Source organism: Streptomyces sp. NBC_00539 (assembly GCF_036346105.1).
Taxonomy (GTDB): Bacteria; Actinomycetota; Actinomycetes; order Streptomycetales; family Streptomycetaceae; genus Streptomyces.
In genome coordinates, this window is the sequence record NZ_CP107811.1 from 696,903 (window position 1) to 718,895 (window position 21,993).

5 protein-coding genes are annotated in these 21,993 nt (G+C 75.4%); 2 read left to right on the forward strand and 3 right to left on the reverse strand.

The annotated features are described in order from the left end of the window. Positions 1-139: 139 nt before the first annotated feature. The 3 genes from OG861_RS03300 to OG861_RS03310 form a co-directional block, all read right to left on the reverse strand. A complete protein-coding gene (locus tag OG861_RS03300; RefSeq protein ID WP_330261185.1) occupies positions 140-649 on the reverse strand; it encodes a hypothetical protein in 510 nt (169 codons plus the stop codon). Next, positions 646-1,899 carry a molybdopterin-dependent oxidoreductase gene (locus OG861_RS03305; protein ID WP_329202591.1) on the reverse strand — a complete coding sequence of 418 codons (1,254 nt, stop codon included), beginning with the start codon at positions 1,897-1,899 and terminating at the stop codon, positions 646-648. Before OG861_RS03305 ends, OG861_RS03300 begins: the two co-directional genes overlap by 4 nt. A gap of 571 nt (positions 1,900-2,470) precedes the next feature. Continuing rightward, the gene (locus OG861_RS03310) at positions 2,471-3,337 is read right to left on the reverse strand and encodes a helix-turn-helix domain-containing protein (RefSeq protein WP_330261186.1); all 867 of its coding nucleotides are present in this window, start codon (positions 3,335-3,337) and stop codon (positions 2,471-2,473) included. 244 nt (positions 3,338-3,581) lie between these two features. Here OG861_RS03310 and OG861_RS03315 point away from each other — a divergent pair, with 244 nt between their 5' ends. Together OG861_RS03315 and OG861_RS03320 are read left to right on the forward strand one after the other, a co-directional pair. Next, positions 3,582-11,393, forward strand: coding sequence for an amino acid adenylation domain-containing protein (locus OG861_RS03315; protein ID WP_330261187.1), 7,812 nt, complete (start codon positions 3,582-3,584; stop codon positions 11,391-11,393). Continuing rightward, positions 11,390-21,928 carry a non-ribosomal peptide synthetase gene (locus OG861_RS03320; protein ID WP_330261188.1) on the forward strand — a complete coding sequence of 3,513 codons (10,539 nt, stop codon included), beginning with the start codon at positions 11,390-11,392 and terminating at the stop codon, positions 21,926-21,928. The genes OG861_RS03315 and OG861_RS03320 overlap by 4 nt, the downstream gene beginning before the upstream one ends. Positions 21,929-21,993 lie beyond the last annotated feature (65 nt).

Genomic DNA, 21,993 nt, shown 5'->3' on the forward strand with positions numbered 1-21,993 from the left:
CCGACTGGACGCCGTCTTTCACCCGAGGAACGTTTCGCCGCGGGCCGGTCCCCGGCTCGTCGCCCGGATCCTGCGCCACCTCACGGCGCGTACCGGCCCGTACCTGCCCGTACCGGCCTGCGCATGCCCGCGCCGGCGCTCAGCGGCGTCGGCGCCGCGGCCACCGCGGCGTGCTGCGGGCCTGACGCCGGCGGCGCGCCGCCCGTGCAGGCCGCGCCGCGTGCCACCTGCGGACCAGGAGGACCGCTGCCGAGGCGGCGAAGAGGGCTGCGGTGATCAGCAGCCAGCGTCCCAGGAAGCCGTCGGCCGGGAGCCCGGTGGCCGCGGTGTAGTGGCCGACCCGGCGCAGGATCAGCGGCCACCAGACCAGCAGCAGGAGCCCCGAGACGAAGGCCGGGACGCGTACGTGGTTCACGTCCGGCCACGGCGCACCCGGAAGCTGCGCGGCCCGGTCGAGCACGGAGTACAGGGGGAGCAGCACGAGGTCGTGCACGAGCGCCGCCCCGACGAACCACAGGGCCACGCCCACGGTGTCCCCCTCGAGCAGGCGCACGCCCGCGTAGGCGGTGAGGGCGAAGGAGGCCAGTACGAGCAGCAGGTGCAGCGGGGAGGCTCCGTAGCGCCGGCGGAACGCGGTCGCACCGCTCATGCCGGCTCTCCGAAGGTGAGGCGGGTGACCCATTTGGTGTTGTTGACGCCGGGGGCGCCGGGGACGATGACGCGGGCCGGGTAGCCGTGGTCGGGCGAGAGGACTGCCCCGTTGACGCGCAAGGCGAGGAGCGAGCGGTGGTCGCGCACCTGGTTGTCCCGCAGGGCCACCGAGCTGAACGACCCTCCCCGCTGCACCGATTCCACCAGTACCTGCGGGGCCTGCGTGCCCGGCCCGACCAGTGCCGCCAGAGCAGTGAGCCGTACCCCGCTCCACAACTGGTCGGAGGTGGACCACCCCTCCACGCAGGCGATGGGCAGGGCCGCCTCGTTCTGCTCCATGGCCAGCAGATCCTCCCGGGTCAGCACCACCTGGCGCCCCGGGCCGCGTACGGTCAGCCGCCAGGCGGGGCCGATGTCACTGGGCCGGATGCCGACGGAAGCCGCGGTCTTGTTGATCTGGAAGCCGTTCGGCCCGGAGCCGGGGTCCAGGCCGTGCGGGGCGAGCAGCGCGGTGCGGCGCCACCGGCCGCCCACGCTCTGCCCGGCCGTGACCGCGAACAGCGCCAGGGAACCGAGCCCGACCATGCCGACGGCCCCGCGGCGGGAGATGGTCGCCGCCGCCGGCCGGGGTGAGACCAGCCCGGCCGCCTCCGGGGTACCGGCCGCCGGCCGCGCGCCCGGGGCGCGTACGGCGCGGACCGCTCGCGGCAGCCGCGAGGCGACGTGCACGGCGAAGGCACCGATGAACACCCACGCTCCGTAGAAGTGCAGGGTGTAGAAGGAGCCCGGGAAGATGTAGTGCAGTTGCACGTTGAGGATGCCGGTGGCGAACTCGAAGCCCGCGCCGCCCACCAGCAGGAGCAGTGACAGGCGCTCGATGCCGTGGCTCACCGACCGCACGGGCGGCCATTCGAACAGTTTGGGGATGACCGACCAGAGCTTCGCCAACAGCACCGGAACGAGCACGATCCCGAGGACGACGTGCAGGCCCTGGGTCAGCCGGTAGAGCCAGTGCGGCGAGGTCGGCCAGGAGAACAGGTAGAAGCCGAGCCATCCCTTGTCCGGAGTCTGGTCGTTGACCGGCGCCAGATCCGGGTTGTACGCCGCGTACGACAGCAGGCCCGTCACGAACAGGAGGATGACTCCGACCAGCAGCACGAGCCCGAACACGGCTGTCAGCCACGGTCCCCGCAGCGGGCTGCGCCAGAATTCGGGACGCGCGGGTCCCGGCGGCGGGGCAGCGGGCAACCGGACCGCGGGTGCGCGCCGCGGCCTGGGGGCGGGCCCGGGGCGGCCCTGCCCGTCGTCGTTCGCCTCCACCGGGACCACCTCCGCGCACGCGCTCGCCGACCGTCGGGGAGACGATCCCTCACGGGAGGCCCCTCCGGGCCGGTGACACGCCCTCCGGGGCCGCACGGTGGCGCCGCGACCCCCGACCGGCCACCACTGCGGCGCGGCGCGGCCGCTCCCCCTCCGACCGCGCCGACCGCGCCGACCGGAGCCCGGCGCGGCCCCCTCCCCCGCGCCGGGCTCCGGTGCGCAGTGGCCCCGGTCCGCGACGGGCCACGGTCCGCGGTGGCCCCGCTCCCCGTCAGCGGCCGTCCGGTCCACCGCCCTCCCGGCGCCTGCGGCGACGTTGGCCGAGGGCCCCCGCCACAGCGATCAAGCCTCCTGTGAGCGCGCCGGACACCAGGATGCGCAGCAGGTTCTCCATCGAGTACTCCCCCTCAGAGCCGTGGGTGCGGGTGCCTGACCGGCTACGAACGGGGACACTACCGACGTGCGGGCGGCCTGGCTTGGACGAATGTGACCTCGCCCCTCACAGCGCGACGGCTCCCTCCGCCACCCGGGCGGCGGCCATCCGGGCGGGAGTGGTCCCGGCCAGGTCCCGGAACTCCCGGTTGAGGTGGGCCTGGTCGTAGAAACCACAGGTGGCGGTGACTTCCGCGAGGTTCACGCCCTCGCGGGCGAGCAGCCCCGCGGCCCGGTGGAAGCGCAGCACGCGGGCCGACGTCTTGGGCGTCAGGCCGATCTGTTCGGTGAACCGGCGTACCAGGTGGCCCCGGCTCCATCCCACTTCCGCCGCGATCCTGGCGACCGGTACCGCACCGCCGGCGCGGGAGAGCAGTCGCCAGGCGTGGCCCACCTCGGGAGCGGGGTCCGGGCCGCGTTCGATCCGGGCCGCCAGCGCGTCGTCCAGCAGGTCGAACCGGGCCTGCCAGCTGCCGGCGGCCGCCAACCGCCCCACCAGCACCCCGCCTTCGGGGCCGAGGACGTCGCCGAGGCCGGCCACCCTGTTGGTCAACTCGCTCATCGGCACGGCGAACAGCCGGTAGGCGCCCAGTGGGGTCAATTCGAGCCGGATCGCCTCCTGGCCACCAGGGTGGTCACACACCCGGGGCCCGTCCTCCAGCCCGGCGACCAGCGAGCCGGTCACCGCGCTGCCCCGACCCGCCTCCCCCAGCCGGCGGACCTGGGCGAACGGCTCCCCCAGACTGATCAGCACGACCGCCCGGCCCGTGGGAACCAGCCGCACCCGGTACGGCGCGGCCGCCGCCTCCCAGTAGCCCGCGTAGCTGTGCAGGAACGGGCGCAACCTGGCCGGCCACGGCCGGGTCACCCGCCACCGGTCACCCACCCGGGTCATCTCGACGCCCGGGCCGGCCGTGCCCGTCCTCGACGCCATCCGCACGTCCTCTCCCCTCCCCCTCCGGCGCCGACGGCGTCAGCGCCGGAGGGACTCCCGCACCACTGCATGGTCGAGGCATCAGCCTAGACATGTCACGTACCTGCGGGACCGGGTTGCGCCGGTGGGCCCGAGGCCCTGTCAAGGGGCGTATTCGTGGGACTTTCCGGCCTTCGCGCCGGTCACGGACAGTGGCCCCAGTCGTCGTTGATCGACCGATCCGACTGAGGAGACTGACCACCGCATGGCCACTCACGACCACGGGTTCCTGCCCCTGACCTCGCCGCAGAGCGGCGTCTGGTTCGCGCAACAGCTCGATCCCGCCCGCTGCGACTACACCATCGGCGAGTACCTGGAGATCCACGGGGCGCTGGACGCCGATCTCTTCGAGCAGGCGCTGAGCCGGACGCTGGCGGAGACCGAGGCGCTCGGCATGCGGTTCGCCGAAGTGGAGGGCGAGGTACGGCAGATGCGCGCCGACCGGCCGCCCTTCCGGCTGGCCACGGCCGATGTCGGCGCCTGCTCCGATCCGGCCGCCGAGGCCGACGCGCTGATGCGGGCCGAGCTGGCGCGGCCGACGGACCTCGCGACGGGCGACGTGTCGCGGCACCTGCTCGTACGGACGGGACCGGGGACCCACCGCTGGCTCCAGGCGTACCACCACATCGTGGCCGACGGGGTGAGCGGGTCCCTCCTCGCCCGCCGCGTGGCGGAGGTGTACTGCGCCCTGGCGACCGGCGCCCCGGTGCCCGCCTGCGACGCGGCGCCGTGGGAGCGGATCGTCGCGGAGGAGCGCGCCTACCGGCAGTCCGAGGAGCACTCCCGCGACCGGGAGTTCTGGCGGGCGAAGCTCTCCGGCGCCCCCGAACCCGTGAGCTTCACGGGACACTCCCCGGCCCGGCCGACCGGCACTGCCGTACGGGTGAGCCGCGAGCTCGACCCCGTCGACGCAGGGACCTTGCGGGACGCCGCCCGGCGGCTCGGCACCCGCTGGTCGGCTCTGGTCATGGCGGCAGCCGCCGGCTACCTGCACCGCGTCGGCGCCACCGAGGACGTGGTCCTGGGGCTGCCCGTCACCGGGCGCACCACACCCGCCGCGCGCCGTACGCCGGGGATGTTCTCCAAGGTGCTGCCGCTGCGCCTGAGGGTCACGGGGTCGATGTCCGTGGAGGAGCTGGTCCGCAGCACCTCGGCGGGGATCAAGGAGGCGCTGCGGCACCAGCGTTACCGTGTGGAGGAGCTGTACGGCGGCGCGGACGGATCGGGGGCCCGGCCCTGGGACGCCGTGGTCAACCTGATGTCCTTCGACTACGGGCTCTCCTTCGACGGCGCGCGTGCCACCGCGCACAACCTTGCGGTCGGCCCGGTGGACCACGTGTCGGTCAATGTCTACGACCGCGGTGGGGAGGGCCCGCTCACCGTCCAGGTCGAGGGCGACGCGGCAGAGGGCGGCACGGACGCGCTCGCCGCACAGCAGGACCGGTTCATCCGGTTCCTGGTGGCGCTGGCCACCGCCGACCCGTCGGCCCCGGTCGACTCGCTCGGGCTGCTGACGGACGCCGACGAGGAGCGGCTGGCCCTCCTCGGCGACGGCGGCAGCACCGCGACCACGCGAGGCGCATGCCTGCACCGGCTGTTCGAGGAGCAGGCGGCGCGCACCCCGGACGCGGTGGCCGTGGTCTGCGCCGACGAGCGGCTGAGCTACGCCGAACTGGACGCCTGGGCCGAGGACATCGCGGGCCGGCTGCGTCCGCTGACCGCCCCGGGCATGCCCGTCGGTGTCAGTGTGGAGCGCTCCCCGGCCATGGTCGCCGCGCTCCTCGGCATCCTCAAGGCGGGCGGCTGTTACGTGCCGCTCGACCCCGCGCTGCCGCGCCGCCGGATCGCGTACGTGGTCCGGGACGCGGCCATCCGTACGGCCGTTGCCGGTCCCGGCGCCGCCGACTGCCTGCCCGCGGAACTGGACGCCGTGGTGGCGACGGGCGACCGGCCCGCCGGACCGGTCGCCTCGGCCCACTCCCGCCCGGACCTGCCGCTGTCCCCGGACAGCCCCGCGTACCTCCTGTACACCTCGGGCAGTACGGGCGAGCCGAAGGGGGTCCTCGTCCCGCACGCGGCGGCGGCCGACTTCGTCCTCGGGCACCTGGCCCTGTGCGGTGCGGGAGCCCCCACGACGGCCCGGGGCTCCGGCGAGCGGTTCCTCGGCTTCGCGTCCCTGTCCTTCGACGTCTGCGTCCTCGACGTCTTCGGTGCGCTGCTCAGCGGCTCGGCCCTGGTCCTCGCCACCGACGAGGAGCGCACGGACGTCGACCGCCTCCAGGCGCTGCTGGCCCGGGAGCGGGTCACCGTCGCCGACCTGCCGCCCGCCCTGCTGCCCCTGCTCGACCCGGCCGCCCTGCCCGCCCTGCGCTTCCTGTCCACCGGCGGCGAGGCGCCCTCCGGGGACGCCGTCGACCGGTGGGCCGGCGACGGGCGCGAGGTGTGGAACGCCTACGGGCCGACCGAGGCCGCGGTGTCCGTCACCATGCACCGGTGCGCGTCCCCCTCCGGCGGGCGGGTCCCGCCCATCGGCCGCCCCATGGTCAACCACCGGGCGTACGTGGTGGATCCGCAGCTGCGCCTGCTGCCGCCCGGCGCGGCCGGCGAGTTGTGCGTCTCCGGCGCGGGACTGGCCCACGGCTACGCGGGGCGCCCCGGGATGACCGCCGAGCGGTTCGTGCCGGACCCGTTCGCCGAGGTGCCCGGCGAACGGATGTACCGGACCGGGGACCTCGTCCGCTGGTCGGCGCAGGGCGAGCTGGAGTTCCTCGGCCGCATCGACCAGCAGGTCAAGGTCAACGGCCACCGCATCGAGCTGGGCGAGATCGAGAGCGTACTGGGCCGCCACCCCTCGGTGGGCCAGGCCTCGGTCACCGTGCACGAGGCGGCGGGCGGCGGCCGGCGCCTGGTCGCCTTCGTGGCGCCGGCCCCCGGTGCGACGGCGGCCGGACCGGCGGAGCTCGCCGCCCACTTGGCCGAGGCGCTTCCCCGCTACATGGTTCCCCACACCTTCGTCGAACTGGACCGGCTGCCGCTGACCGCCGGCGGCAAGGTGGACCGCAAGGCGCTGGTCGTCCCGGCCGGCGCGGAGGCCCCGCCCGCGACGGCCGACGGGCCGCAGGGCCCGTACACCTCGGCCGAGCGGACCCTGAGCGCACTGATCGGTGAGGTCCTCGGCTGCCGGGCGGCCCCCGGTGACAACTTCTTCGCACTCGGCGGCGACAGCATCGCCGCCCTGAGCCTGGTCAGCCGGGCCCGGGCGCGGGGGTTCTCCTTCACCCTGCGCGAGGTCTTCGAGCACAAGACGGCCTCCGCGCTCGCCGCGGCTGCCGCAGGCCCCACGGGCGGCGCGGCCGGAACCGCCGGTGAGGAGGAATACGGCGAACTGCCCGCGACGCCCGTCATGCGGTGGCTGGTGGAGGGGCCCGGCCCGTACGGCCGTTTCAGCCAGTCCCTCGTGCTCGCCCTGCCCGAGGGTGCGGACGACACCCGCCTGCTCCGGGTCCTGCAGGCGGTCGTCGACCACCACGCGGCCCTTCGGCTGCGCACCGCCGACGGCCCCGAGGGCACGCTCTGCTCGGTCGGAGCGCCGGGAACGGTGGACGCGGCCGGCCTCTACCGCAGCGTGGACACCACCGGGCTGGACGACGCGGCACGCACCGCCCTGATGGAGCGGGCGGCGGCCGACGCCGCCGCTGAACTGGACCCCGCCGCCGCAGTGGTGTTGCGGGCGGTCCGCTTCGGGGGCGCAGGCGCCCCGGGACGGCTGCTGCTGTGCGTGCACCACCTCGCGGTGGACGGGGTGTCCTGGCGCATCCTGATGGAGGACCTCGCCGAGGCCTGGGCGGCGGTGTCGGAGGACCGGCCGGTACGGCTCACCCCGGGCGGCGCCTCCTTCCGCGACTGGGCGGAGCACCTCCAGCGGCAGGCCCACTCCCCCGAGGTCCTGGACGAACTCCCCTTCTGGCAGGCGGCCTTGGCCCCGGTCGCGGCCCCGTCCGCGGCTCCCGCGCCGTGGGACCGGGTGCCCGACCCGGTCCGCGACACCGCCGGCACCACCCTCACGCTCACCCTGGACCTCCCCGCGGAGGTCGCCGCCCCGCTGCTCTCGGCGGTTCCCGCGGCCCTTCGTACCGGACCCGCCGAGATCCTGCTCGCGGCGCTCGCCCTGGCGACCCGCGATCCCCTGGCCGGTGGCGACAGCGGGCCCGGGGCCCTGCTGCTCGACCTGGAGGGCCACGGCCGGGCCGACCGCACGGGCCGGCACGACCTGTCCCGCACCGTGGGCTGGTTCACCACCCAGTACCCGGTCCGGCTCGACCTGAGCGGTCTCGACGCGGCCGGGGCGCGCACCGGCGGTGACGCGCTCGCGGAGCTGGTGGGCCGGGTCCACGACACCCTGGCGGCCGTGCCCGACCACGGCACCGGCTACGGCCTGCTGGCCCGGCTGAACCCGCGGACCGCGCGGGAGCTGGCCGGGGCGGAGCAGCCGCGGGTCCTGTTCAACTACCTGGGGCGGTTCGACGCCTCGGGGGACTCCCCGTGGGGGCCGGCCGCCGAGGCGGGCGGTCTGCGCGCGGCCTGCGATCCGCAGATGCCCGTCGACCACTGCCTCCAGATCGACGCCCTCGCCCTGGACGGACCGGCGGGCCCCGCCTTCCGCGCCGTCCTCACCTGGCCGCAGCACCTGGTCGACCGGTCCGAGGCGCAGGCCCTGGCCACCGGGTGGGAGGAGTCCCTGCGGCTGCTGGCCCGCTGGGCGCCCTCGTCCGCCGGGGCGGTGCGGCCCGCGCCCCGCGACTTCCCCCTGGTGCGCCTCACGCAGCCGGAGGTCGACCTGCTGGCGGACCGCTACCCCGCCATGAGCGACGTCACCACCCTGTCCCCGCTGCAGGAGGGCTTGTTCTTCCACGCCTCCTACGACGCCGCGGGCGTGGACGCCTACGCCGGGCAGCTCGTGCTGACGCTGGACGGCGCCCTGGACCCCGGGGCCCTCGCCTCGGCCTGCCGCGGACTCCTGGCCCGCCACAGTGCACTGCGGGCCGCATTCACCGACCGCGGCCTGGACCGGCCAGTACAGGTCGTCCTCGGTGCGGTGGACGCCCCGTGGGAGAGCGCCGACCTGTCCGGCCTGGACGAGGAGGCGCGGGAGCGTGCCTGGGAGGAGCTGCTGGCCGCGGACCGGGGACGCCGCTTCGACCCGGAGCGGCCGCCGCTGGTGCGCTTCACCCTGGTCCGGGTGGGCCCCGGCCGCCACCGCCTGGTGATGACGAACCACCACATCCTGTGGGACGGCTGGTCCTCGGCGGTCCTGCTGCGCGAACTGCTCGCCGGCTACGGAGCGGCCACCGGCCCGGAGCCGGCCGACGCCGTGCCGGGCATCCCCTACCGGGACCACCTCGACTGGCTGGCCCGCCAGGACCGGGACGCCGCCACCGCCGCCTGGGGCTCCGCCCTGGCCGGTCTCGACGAGCCCACCTTGCTGGGGGCCGCCGACCCGCACCGGCTCGACGCGCTGCCCGAACGGATCTCGCTGGAACTCCCGCCCGGCCTGACCGAGCGCCTCACCGAGCGGGCCCGGTCCGCGGGCATCACCCTCAACAGCGTGGTGCAGGGTGCCTGGGCGGTCCTGCTGTCCCGGCTGACCGGCCGCGACGACGTGGTCTTCGGCGGTACCGTCTCGGGCCGCACGGCCGACCTCGAAGGCATCGAGGAGATGGTCGGGCTGCTGATCAACACCCTGCCCGTCCGCATGCGGGTGGACCGGGCGGAGCCGCTGATCGCCGCTCTGGGCCGGTTCCAGGACGAGCAGGCCCGGCTGATGGACCACCAGCACCTCGGCCTGGCCGACATCCAGCGTGCCACCGGGCTGGGCACGCTCTTCGACACCACCGTGGTCGTCGAGAACTACCCGCTCGACCTGGAGTCGATGCGGGAGCCGGTCGGCGGAGTGCGGCTGACGGGGGTCGACGGCTGCGACGCCACCCACTACACCCTCAACCTGATCGTCCTGCCGGGTGAACGGCTGCGGCTGCACCTGGACCACCGGCCCGACGTGCTGGACGCGCGGGCCGCGCGCAGCGTGGCGGACGCGCTGGAGCGGCTGCTGGTCACCGCGGCCGACGCTCCGCGGACCCCGGTCGGGGAGATCGACCTGCTCTCCGCCGAGCAGCACCGGCTGATCGAGGAGTGGAACGGCACGGCCGTCCCCGTGCCCGACACCACGCTCGTGGAGCTGTTCGAACGGCAGGTGGCCGCCACCCCTCACGCCCCGGCGACCGTGTTCCGCGGGGAGCGGCTGTCGTACGGGGAACTGGACGCGCGCGCCGAGCGGCTGGCGGCGGCGCTGCGGGCCCGCGGTGCGGGTCCGGAGCGGATCGTGGCCGTCGCGCTGCACCGCTCGACGGAGATGGTGGTGGCGCTGCTGGCCGTGTTGAAGTCCGGGGCGGCGTACCTGCCGGTCGACCCCACCCTCCCCGCGGACCGGGTGGCGTACCTGCTGTCGGACGCGCGGCCGGTGCTGCTGATCACGACCGAGGACGTGGAGCCGCTGCTGCCCGGGACCGGGCCGGTACGGGTGCGCCCCGACGCGGCAGCCGGGGCTGACGGGCCGGCGGCGCGGGCGCCGCTGCCCTCGCACCCGGCGTACGTGATCTACACCTCCGGTTCGACGGGCCGGCCCAAGGCGGTCGTCGTGGAGCACGCGGCCATCGTCAACCGGCTGCTGTGGATGCAGGACCGCTACGGGCTGGGCCCCGACGACCGGGTGCTCCAGAAGACCCCGTTCGGCTTCGACGTGTCGGTGTGGGAGTTCTTCTGGCCGCTGCTGACGGGCGCCGTGCTGGTGGTCGCCGAGCCCGGCGGGCACAAGGACCCGGCCTACCTGGCCGGGCTGATCCGGCGCGAGTCGGTCACCACCGTGCACTTCGTGCCGTCGATGCTCGCGGTCTTCGCGCAGGAGCCGACGGCCGGCCGGTGCCGGTCCCTGCGCCGGGTGGTGTGCAGCGGCGAGGCGCTGCCCGAGGAGCTCAAGAACCGGTTCCTCGATGTGCTGGACGTGCCGCTGCACAACTTGTACGGGCCCACGGAGGCCGCGGTCGACGTGACCCACTGGGACTGCCGCCGCGAGGACCGGGGCCCGGTGCCGATCGGCAGGCCGATCTGGAACACCGCGCTGTACGTCCTCGACCCGGCCGGGCTCCCCGTACCCGTAGGTCTTCCCGGCGAGCTGTACCTCGCCGGTGCCGGGCTGGCCCGCGGCTACCTGCGGCGGCCGGAGCTGACCGCGGACCGCTTCCCGCCGGACCCCTTCGGGCCGCCGGGCTCGCGGATGTACCGCACGGGTGACATCGTCCGCCGGCGTGCCGACGGGGCGGTGGAGTACCTGGGCCGCACCGACGACCAGGTGAAGATCCACGGCTTCCGCATCGAGCTCGGCGAGATCGAGACCTCCCTCGCCCGCCTCCCCGGCGTCGGCCGCGCCGCGGTGGTGGTCCGCGAGGACGCGCCGGGCGAGCGCAGGCTCGCCGGATACGTGGTCCCCGCCACCGGGGCGGTGCTCGATCCGGCGGCGATGCGGGCCGAACTGGCGCGGGCGCTGCCGGAGTACATGGTGCCCCTGCTGGTCGTGCTCGACACCCTGCCGGTCACCCCCAACGGCAAGCTCGACCGCAAGGCGCTGCCGGCCCCCGCCTCCCAGGCCGCCCCCGCGGGGCACGAGCCGCCCGCCGGGGAGACCGAGGAGTTCGTCGCGCTCGTCTGGGAGACGGTCCTGGACCGCACCGGCATCGGTCGTCACGACGACTTCTTCGCGCTCGGCGGCCATTCGCTGAGCGCCACCCGGGTGGCGGCCCGGCTGCGCCAGGCACTCGGCCTGGAACTGCCCCTGCACACCCTCTTCGAACACCGGACCGTCGCGGGCCTCGCCATGGCGGTCGAAACGGCCCTCTTCGCCGACATCGCCGCCACGGCGGACGACGCAGCACTTCCACTCGTAACCCAGGGAGAGACCTCGTGACCACCCAGGAGAGCTCGCCGGCGGCTGTGCCGCCGGCCGTCGACAGCCGGCTCGCCGCGGCCCGTGAGCTGCTGCGCCGCCGGGTCCAGGCCGCGCTGGCCGATCCGTCGGCCGCCCACGGCCCTGCGGCGGGCGGCGCGGAAGGCACCACGGCCGGGGACGGCGCCCCCGCCCGTGAGCCCGTCGCCTCCTTCGCCCAGGAGCGGATGTGGCTCGCGGACCGGATGGCGGACGGCCGCTCCGGATACGCGGTCCCGCAGGTCGTCCGGATGCGTGGCACGCTGCGCCCGGAACTGCTGCGCCAGGCCCTGACCGCCGTGGTGGGCCGGCACGCCACGCTGCGCACCGTCTTCGAGGAGCGCGACGGGCTGCCGCACCCCGTCGTCCTGCCGGCGTCCCTGGCCGTACCGCTGCCGGTCCTCGACCTCGGTGCGGGACCTCTGGAGGACCTGGAGCTGCGGGCCGAAGGACTGGCCCGCGAGGAGGTCCGCCGGCCCTTCGACCTGGCCGACGGCCCCTTGTTGCGCGCCCTGCTGATCCGGCTGGGCGCGCAGGACCACCTGCTGGTGCTGGTGGTCCACCACATCGCCACCGACGGCTGGTCCATGGGACTGCTGTGGCAGGAACTGGCCGACGGCTACACCGCCCTGGCACAGGGCCGGCCGCTGCCCGCACCGGCCCTGCCGCTCGACTACCAGGCGTACGCCCGCTTCCAGCGCGAGCGCTTCGACCACGGCTTGATGGAGAACCAGTTGAGGTACTGGGAGCACTCGCTCGCCGGCCTCGAACCGCTGGAGCTGCCCACCGACCGGCCCCGGCCCACCCGCCGGAGCGGCGACGGACAGAGCCTGGCGTTCACCCTCGACCCGTCGCTCACCCAGCGGCTGCGCGGCCTCGCCGAGGCCCGCGGAGTCACCCTGTTCATGACGCTGCTCGCAGGGTTCCAGGCCGTGCTCGCCCGCTACGGCGGCAGCACCGACATCGCGGTGGGCACGCCGGTCGCCGGGCGCGACCGGGTCGAACTGGAGCCGCTGGTCGGCTTCTTCGTCAACACGCTGGTCCTGCGCACCGACCTGTCGGGGGAGATCGGCTTCGACGGGCTGCTGGACCGTGTCCGCCGCGTCACGCTCGACGCGTACGACCACCAGGAGGTGCCCTTCGACCGGGTGGTGGAGCGGCTGAGTCCCGAACGGGTCGGCGACCGCAACCCGCTGGTACAGGTGATGTTCGCGTCCGCCCAGGACGAGACGGCCGGGCTGCGCCTGCCGGGGGTCTCCGCGCAGGCGGTCACCGCCGACTTCGGCGGCTCCCTCTTCGACATCAGCGTGTTCGTGGCCGAGGGCGCCGACAGCTGCACGGGCTCCTTCGTCTACGACACCGACCTGTTCGACCGCGCCACGGCGGAACTGCTCCTCGCCCACTACCTGGAGCTGCTGGCCGCGGCCGCGGCCGAACCCGGCCGCCCCCTCGGGGAGCTGCTGCCCGCCGCCGCCACCGCCGAGCGCCTCGTCGGGGCGGGGCACGGCGCCGTGCGCACCGACCTCGCCCCCGCCGCGCTGCCCGCCCTGTTCGCCGAGCGGGTGCGCAGCTCCCCCGGCGCCGTGGCCGTCGTGTGCGGGGCGGAGCAGCTCACGTACGCCGAACTCGACTCCCGCTCCGACGCACTGGCCGCCCTGCTCACCGAGGCGGGAGTCGTCCGCGAATCGGCGGTGGCGCTGCTGCTGGAGCGCTCCCTCCAGGTGCCCGTGGCCATGCTGGCCGTCCTGAAGGCGGGCGGCGCGTACGTCCCCCTCAACGCCGGCTTCCCGGTCGAGCGGCTGCACTGGATGCTGGAGCGGACGGGCGCCCGGCTGCTGCTCACCGATCCGGTCACGGCCGGCCACCAGGCCGTCGCCACCGTACCGGCCGGCGTACGGGTGCTCGACGTGACGTCGGGGCGGGCGGGGGCGGTGACGGCCGCGGCGGACCTTCCGCCCTGTGTGCCGGACCAGCTGGCCTACGTGATGTACACCTCGGGGTCGACGGGCGAGCCCAAGGGCATCGCCGTCACCCACGCCAACGTGGCCGCACTCGCCCGGGACGCCTCCTTCGGCCCGGCGCACCGCCGGGTGCTCGCCCACTCCCCGCTGTCCTTCGACGCCTCGACGTACGAGCTGTGGGTGCCGCTGCTGGCCGGAGGCACCGTCGTGATGGCACCGCCCGGCCGGATCGACACGGCGGCGCTCGCGGACCTGGTCCGGGAGCACGCGGTCACCACCCTGTGGCTGACCGCCGCCCTGTTCGACCTGGTGGTCGACGAGTGCGTGGAACTCCTCACCGAGGTCCGGGAGGTGTGGACCGGCGGCGAGGCAGCATCACCGCAGGCCTTCCGCCGGGCCCTGGCCGCGGCCCCCGACACCCTGCTGACCAACGCCTACGGCCCCACCGAGACCACCACCTTCGCCACCCGGCACACCCTGGACGCCCGTGCGGGCCACGGCGTCGAGGGGCGCGTCCCCATCGGCACGCCGCTGGACGACACCCGGCTGTACGTACTGGACGAGCGCGGCCGCCCGGTGCCCGAGGGCGCTGTCGGGGAACTGTGCATCGGCGGCACGGGACTCGCCCGCGGCTACCTGGGCCGGCCCGGACTGACCGCCCGCCAGTTCGCCGTCGACCCGTACGGGCCGCCCGGTGCCCGCATGTACCGCACCGGCGACCTGGCCAGACGCCGCCCCGACGGCACCGTCGACTACCTGGGACGCGCCGACCAGCAGGTGAAGATCCGCGGCTTCCGCATCGAGCCCGGCGAGATCGAAGCCGAACTGCTGCGCCTGCCGCAGATCGGCCGGGCCGCCGTCGTCGTGCGTGCCGACTCCTGCGGCGAACAGCAGCTCGTCGCGTACGTGGTGCCCGCGCCCGGCGGGAGCGCCGACCCCGACGAGCTGCACCGCGCGCTCGCCGCCCGCCTCCCCGCCTACATGCTGCCGGCCGCGATCCTCCCGCTGGAAGAGCTGCCCGTGACCCCCAACGGGAAGCTGGACCGCCGCGCCCTGCCCGCTCCGCCCGAACAGGGCGTGCAGCGGTCCGGTTTCACCGCTCCCGCCTCCGCCACCGAGGAGCTCGTCGCCGAGGTGTGGGGCGAGGTGCTCGGCCAGGACCGGATCGGGCGGCAGGACGACTTCTTCGCCCTCGGCGGCCACTCGCTGCGCGCCACCCGGGTGGTGTCCCGGCTGGGCGCCCGGCTCGGCGGGGCCGTCCCGCTACGGCTGCTGTTCGAGAACCCGGTGCTCGAAGGGTTCGCCGCGGCCCTGGACCTGCTGCGCGGGGACATCCCGCCGGCCGACCCGGCGGACGCCGCCGACGACGTGATCGGCCCGCGCCCGGCCGACTCGCCGGCGCCGCTGTCCTTCGCCCAGCAACGCCTCTGGTTCCTGGACCAGTTGCAGCCGGGACGCCCCGACTACAACATCCCCGTCGTCGCCCGCCTGCACGGAGCGCTCGACGCGGCCGCCCTCCTCGACGCCCTGCGCACCGTCGTCACCCGGCACGAGGTGCTGCGCTCGCGGATCGGCGAGGGACCGCTCGGTCCCGTACAGGCCGTCGAGCCGGCGGAGGTGTTCGTCCCGCTGCTCGCCGACCTCTCCCCACTGCCGCTGGAGCAGGCCCGTTCGCGGGCGCTGGGCATGGCGTACGCGGACGCCGCGGCTCCCTTCGACCTGACGGCCGCGCCGCTGCTGCGGGCCCGGCTGGTGCGGACGGCCGCCGAAGAACACCTCCTCGTGCTGGTCCTCCACCACACCGTCGGCGACGGCTGGTCGATGCCGGTGCTGTGGCAGGAGCTCTCGCACTCCTACGCCGCGCTGCGCCGCGGCGAGCAGCCGGCCCTGCCCGCCCTGCGCGTCCAGTACGGGGACTTCGCGCACTGGCAGCAGCAGCGCCTCGCCGGCGGCGCGGCCGACCGCGGGATCGCCCACTGGCGCGCCCGGCTGGCCGGCCTCGCGCCGCTGGAACTGCCCACCGACCGGCCGCGCCCCGCCACCCGCTCGGGTGCCGGCGACACCGTCTCCTTCGAAGTGCCGGCCGCACTCGCGGCCCGCCTGGGCTCCGTGGCCCGGGAGCACGGCGCGACCCTGTTCATGGTGCTGCTGGCCGGCTTCCAGTCGCTCCTGGCCCGCTACACGGGGCAGCACGACATCGCGGTGGGTTCCCCCATCGCGGGCCGCGACCGCACCGAACTCGAGCCGCTGATCGGCTTCTTCGTCAACACCCTGGTCCTGCGCACCGACCTGTCGGGCGATCCCGCCTTCACCGCGCTGCTGGGCCGGGTCCGGGAGACCGCGCTCCAGGCGTACGAGCACCAGGACGTCCCCTTCGACCGGCTGGTGGAGGAGCTGCGGCCGGAGCGCGACCTCAGCCGCAACCCGCTGTTCGACGTGCTCTTCCAGCTCCACCCGGAGCAGCCGGACGCGCTGCCGCTGGAGGGGGTGCGGGTGGAGACCGTCGAGACCGCCAACGGGACCTCGAAGTTCGACCTCAGCCTGGCCATGACCGAGCACCCGGGCGGTCTGACGGGCACCCTGAGCTATGCCACCGACCTCTTCGACCGCGGCACGGCGGAGCGGTTCGGCGCCCACTACCTGCGCCTGCTGCGCTCGGCCGCCGAACGGCCGGACGCGCCCCTGTCCGCGCTGGAGGTCCTGTCGGTGGGCGAGCGGGCCGCCCTGCTCGGGGAGGACTCCCCCGCCGCCGCGCACCCCGCCGCGCCCGCGGCGACCCTGCACTCCCTGGTGGAGGAGCAGGCCCGGCTGCGGCCCACCGCGGTCGCGGTGACCTGCGGGGAACGCTCCACCGGTTACGGCGCGCTCAACGCGGCCGCCAACCGGCTGGCCCGCCGGCTGCGGGAGCGCGGCATCGGCCCGGAGACCACGGTCGCCGTCATGACCGGCCGTGACACCCGTACGGTCGTCGCCGTACTGGCCGTCCTCAAGGCGGGCGGCGCCTACGTCCCCCTCGACCCGGGACACCCGGCCGAGCGGATCCGTACGGTCCTCGCGGACAGCGGGGCCCGCCTGGTGCTGACCGGCGGACTGCCCGACGGGCTCCCGCCCCGGATGCCGGACTCCGTACCCGTGCTGGAGGTGGACGAGGTCACCCCGGTGGCGGGCGCCGCCGACGCGGACGACCCGGAGGCGGCCGACCTGCCCGCCCTGGCCGGACCGGGCAACCTGGCCTACCTGCTGTACACCTCCGGGTCCACCGGCAGGCCCAAGGGCGTCGCCGTCCCGCACGCCGCGATCACCGGCTATCTGGCCGCGCTGACCGCCACCTTCGGGATCGGCGCCGAGGACACGGTCCTGGCTCGCACCGCGCTCACCTTCGACCCCTCGGTCCGCGACCTGTTCGCCCCGCTGACCACCGGCGGGCGCGTCGTACTGGCCTCCCAGGACGAGGCCGCGGACCCGGACGCGCTGGCCCGGCTGCTGCGCACCGAGCGGGTCACGGCCCTGCTGTCGATCGTGCCGTCCATGCTGGCCCCGCTGGTCGAGGCCGTCCCGGAGCCCTGCCCGGACCTGCGGCTGGTGATGACCACGGGCGAGGCGCTCACCGCGGGGCTGGCCCGCGCGGCCCGCGCGCTGGGTCCGGCGGAGCGGCTGCGACTGGTCAACCAGTACGGACCGACCGAGTGCACCAACACCACCACCTACCACGTGGTGACGGACGCCGACATCGACAGCGGCCGCATCCCCATCGGCCGCCCGCTGCCCGGGGCCCGCGTCCTCGTCCTCGGTGAGCACCTCGAACCGCTCCCGCGCGGCGCTGTCGGCGAGCTCTTCATCGCCGGCCGCGGAGTCGCCCGCGGCTACCTGGGCGATCCCCGCCGCACCGCCGAGGCCTATCCGCCGGACCCCTACGGTCCGCCCGGCGCCCGGATGTACCGGACGGGCGACCTGGCGCGGCTGCGCGCCGACGGGGTCCTGGAGTTCCACGGCCGCCGCGACAACCAGGTCAAGGTCCGGGGCCACCGGATCGAGCTGGGCGAGGTGGAGGCGGCCGTACTGCGCCACCCGGACGTGGCGCGCGCCGTCGCGGCCGCCCACGGCGAGGGCGCCGACCAGGCACTGGTGGCGTACGTGGTGTTCGAGCCGGGGGCGGCCGCTGACGCGGCGGCCGTGCTCGACGCGGTGCGCGAGGTGCTCCCGGCCGCGCTCGTGCCCTCGGTGCTCGTCACGCTCGACGCCCTTCCGCTGACACCCAACGGCAAGGTCGACCGCCGGGCGCTGCCCGCGCCGGAGCCCGGCACGGGCGGGGCGGCCCGCGCGTACCTGGCGCCGCGCACCGCGCTGGAGCGCACGGTCGCCGAGGTGTGGGAGGAGGTGCTCGGCGACGGCCCGGTGGGCCTGCGCGACCACTTCTTCGAGCGCGGCGGCCACTCCTTGCGGGCCACGCGGGTCATCTCGCGACTGCGGACCCTGCTGGGTCTGGAGATCCCCGTGCAGTTGCTGTTCCGCCACCCCGTCGCCGGTGACCTGGCTCGAGCGCTGGCCACCTCGGCGGACAGCGGCGAACGGGCGATCCCGGCGCGGGCGGCCGGACCGGGACCGCTCTCGTTCGGTCAGCAGCGGCTGTGGCTGCTGGACCGGCTGCAGCCGGGACGGCCCGACTACAACATGCCGGGGGCGATGCGGCTCAGCGGGACGCTCGACACCGCCGCGGCCCTGGGCGCGCTGCGGGACGTCGTCACGCGTCAGGAGGTGCTGCGTTCGCGGATCGCGGCCGACGGGGGCGGTGTGGAGGAAGCCCGCCTCGTCGTGGAGCCGGTGGAGGTGTTCTCTCCCGCGTTCACCGATCTGGTCACCGGTGCGCCGGCCGGCACCGATGCGGCCGCCGCCGAGGAGCGCGCGCTCGAACTGGCCGCGGCGGATGCCGCCCGGCCCTTCGACCTGGCCGCCGCACCTCTGCTGCGGGCCCGGCTCATCCGGGTCGCCGAGCGGGAGCACCTGCTGGTGATCGTCGCGCACCACATCGCCTTCGACGGCTGGTCGGTCGCCGTGTTCTGGCGGGAGTTCTTCGCCGCCTACCGTGCGCGGACCGAGGCCGGCGCCGAGCCGCTGCCGGAACTGACCGTCTCCTACGGCGCGTTCGCGGCATGGCAGCGGGAGCGGCTGACCGGCGACCTGCTGGCGGAGCAGCTCGGCTACTGGCGCGGACAGCTGGCGGGGCTGGCCCCGCTGGACCTGCCCACCGACCGGCCGCGGCCGTCCGTGCCCTCCGGGCGCGGCGACCAACTGCCCTTCACCGTGCCCGCGCCGCTGCTGGAGCGGCTGCGCGAACTGGGCCGACAGCACGACGCCACCCTCTTCATGGTGCTGCTGGCCGGCTTCCAGGCGCTGCTCGCCCGCTGGTCGGGGGCCCAGGACGTGGCGGTGGGCTCGCCCATCGCGGGCCGCGACCGCAGTGAACTGGAGCCGCTCGTCGGCTTCTTCGTCAACAGCCTGGTGCTGCGGGGGGACCTGTCCGGAGATCCCGCGTTCACGACGCTGATCGGCCGGGCCCGGGAGACCTGCCTGGAGGCGTACGCCCGGCAGGACGTTCCCTTCGAGCGGCTGGTGGAAGAGGTGCATCCGCAGCGCGACCTCAGCCGCAACCCCCTCTTCCAGGTGATGCTGGTGCTGAACGAGGAGGCCGCGGCCGCGCCGGCGCTGCCGGGTCTGGCCGCGGAGCCGCTCGCCCTGGCGAGCGGCGCCTCGAAGTTCGACCTGTCCCTGTACTTCTCCGAGGAGGACGGGGAACTGCACGGGGAGGCGGTGTTCGCCACCGACCTCTACGACCGGCAGACCGTCGCCCGGATGACGGACGCCCTGCTGGAACTGCTCGCCCGCGCTGCGGACGCGCCCGACGCACCGGTCGGCTCGCTGGCCCTGCTCGGCGCGGCCGAGGAGCAGCGGGTCCTGCACGAGTGGAACGACACCGCCGAGGCGGGCGCGGACCGGCCGTTGCACGAACTCGTCGGGGAGCAGGCCGCGCGCACCCCCGGCGCGGTCGCGGTCGACGACGGTACGCGGAGCCTGGACTACGCCGGGCTGTGGGCGGCCGGCGGGCGCCTCGCCCGGGAACTGGCCCTGCACGGGGTCGGCCCGGACACCGCCGTCGCGGTGTGCGTGGAGCGCTCGGTCCTGCTGCCGGTGGCGCTGCTGGGCGTACTGCGCTCGGGCGGGCTGTACGTGCCGGTGGACCCGCAGTACCCGGCCGACCGGGTCGCGTACATGCTGTCCGACAGCGGGGCCCGGGTGCTGGTGGTCGCCGGTGGCGGCGCCCGGCTCTGGACGCCCGACGGCGTGCGGGTGGTCGACCTGGAGGCGCTCCTCGCGGCCGACGGCGCGGCCGGCCCCGCCGGGGCTCCCGCGCCCGTCGCGCTCGCCCCGGAGCACCTCGCCTACGCCATCTACACCTCCGGGTCGACCGGTCGGCCCAAGGGGGTCATGGTGCCCCACCGCGCCCTGGCGAACTTCGCCCGTGACATGACACGACGGCTGGCCCTCGCCCAGGGGGACACGGTGGCCGCGGTCACCACGGCGTCCTTCGACATCGCCGTGCTGGAGCTGCTGGTGCCACTCGCCGCGGGAGCCACCGTACGCGTCGTGGACCGCGAGACGGCTCGGGACGGAGTGCTGCTGGCCAGGGAACTGGACGCGGCCGCCGCCACCGTGGTGCAGGCCACCCCGGCCACCTGGCACCAGCTGATGGAGACGGGCTGGCGCGCCCCCGCGGTACGGGCGCTGTGCGGTGGCGAGGCACTGCCTGCGGTCCTCGCCGAGCGGATGCGTGCGGCCCTGGGCACCGTGTGGAACGTGTACGGGCCCACCGAGACGACCGTCTGGTCCACGGCCCACGAACTGTCCGGCCCCGCGGGCGGCGGTGCGGTGCCGATCGGCTCGGCACTCGCCAACACCCGGCTGTACGTGCTGGACGAGCGGATGCGTCCGGTCCCGGCCGGCGTGTTCGGCGAGCTGTTCATCGCGGGTGACGGGGTGGCCCGCGGCTACCACGGCCGGCCCGCAATGACCGCGGACCGCTTCGTCCCCGACCCGTACATGCCGGGAGGCCGGCTGTACCGCACGGGGGACCTGGTGCGCCGGCTCCCGGACGGCAGCCTGGAGTACCGGGGCCGGGCCGACGGCCAGGTCAAGGTGCGCGGCCACCGCATCGAGCTCGGCGAGATCGAGGCCGCGCTCGCCCGCCACCCGCAGGTGCTGGCGGCCGCCGTGGCCGTCCACGGCGAGGGCGTCGACGCGGTACTCGCCGGATACGTGACCTGGCGGGACACCGAGGGGGACCTGCGGGCCCTGGGTGACTTCCTGCGCGAGGACCTGCCCGAGTACATGGTCCCGCGGGTCCTGAGCGCGCTGGAGCGGCTTCCGCTCACGCCCAACGGCAAGCTCGACCGGCGGGCGCTGCCCGCCCCGTCGGCCGCGGCTGCCCTGGAGGGCCGGGCACCGCGGGTGGCGCCGCGCGACGCGGCGGAGCTGCGGATGGCCCGGCTGTGGGAAGAGGTCCTCGGGGTGGCGCCGATCGGCGTCCGCGACGACTTCTTCGACCTCGGCGGCCACTCGCTCAAGGCGTTCCGGCTGATGGGCGCCGTGCAGCGGGAGTTCGGGGTGGAGCTGCCGCTGAACATGGTGTTCCGCCGGCGCACCGTGGAGCTGCTCTGCGAGGCGCTCCCGGAGGCGGGCGCGGCGGCCGCCCGGCTGCTGGTCCCGCTCGCCGAGGGGGATCCGGCGCGGCCTCCGCTGATCCTGGTGCACCCGCGCGGCGGTGACGTCGTCTGCTACCGGGACCTGGTGCGCGGGCTGGCCGAGGCCCCGGCCGGCGACCGGCGGGTCCTGGGACTGGAGTCCGTCGGCTACAACACCGCGGACGTACCGCTGGAGCGGGTGGAGGAGATGGCCGAGCGCTACCTCGCCGCCGTCCGGGAGGAGGTGCCGAACGGCCCCTATCTGCTGGCGGGCTGGTCCTTCGGCGGTACGGTCGCCTTCGAGATGGCGGTACGTCTCGAAGCCGCCGGGGAGACGGTGGCCTTCCTCGGCCTCGTCGACACGGCCGCTCCCGGTCCGGTGCCGCGCGCGGACGCCACGGCGGGCGATCCGGATCTGCTCGAGTACGGCATCGCCGCCGGGCTCGACGCCGCCGAAGCGCGCGGACTCGACGAGGACGGCCTCCTCGACGCGCTGGTCCGGCGCGGCCGCGAGGACGGCAGCCTTCCCCGCGGTGCGGCCCCGCAGGCACTGCGGCGCCTGCTGCGGGTCGCCGAGGCCAACGGCGCCGCGTCGGCGGCGTACCGCACCGAAGCCGTCCTGAACGCGGCCGTCCACCTCTGGACGGTGGCCGAGGTGCACGGCGAACTCGCCACCCCGCTGGTGGATCCGGGGCCCTGGCGGCTGCGCACCGGCGGAGCCCTGCGGCACGCGGTGGTCCCCGGCAACCACCACACCGTGATGGACCCGCCGCACGCCGCGGCGTTGGCGCGGGCCCTCGGCGGCGCCCTGCCCGCCTGACCCGAAGTTTCCGTACCCCCGACACGCACCCGACACGCACCCGACACGACAAACAAGGAGAGACA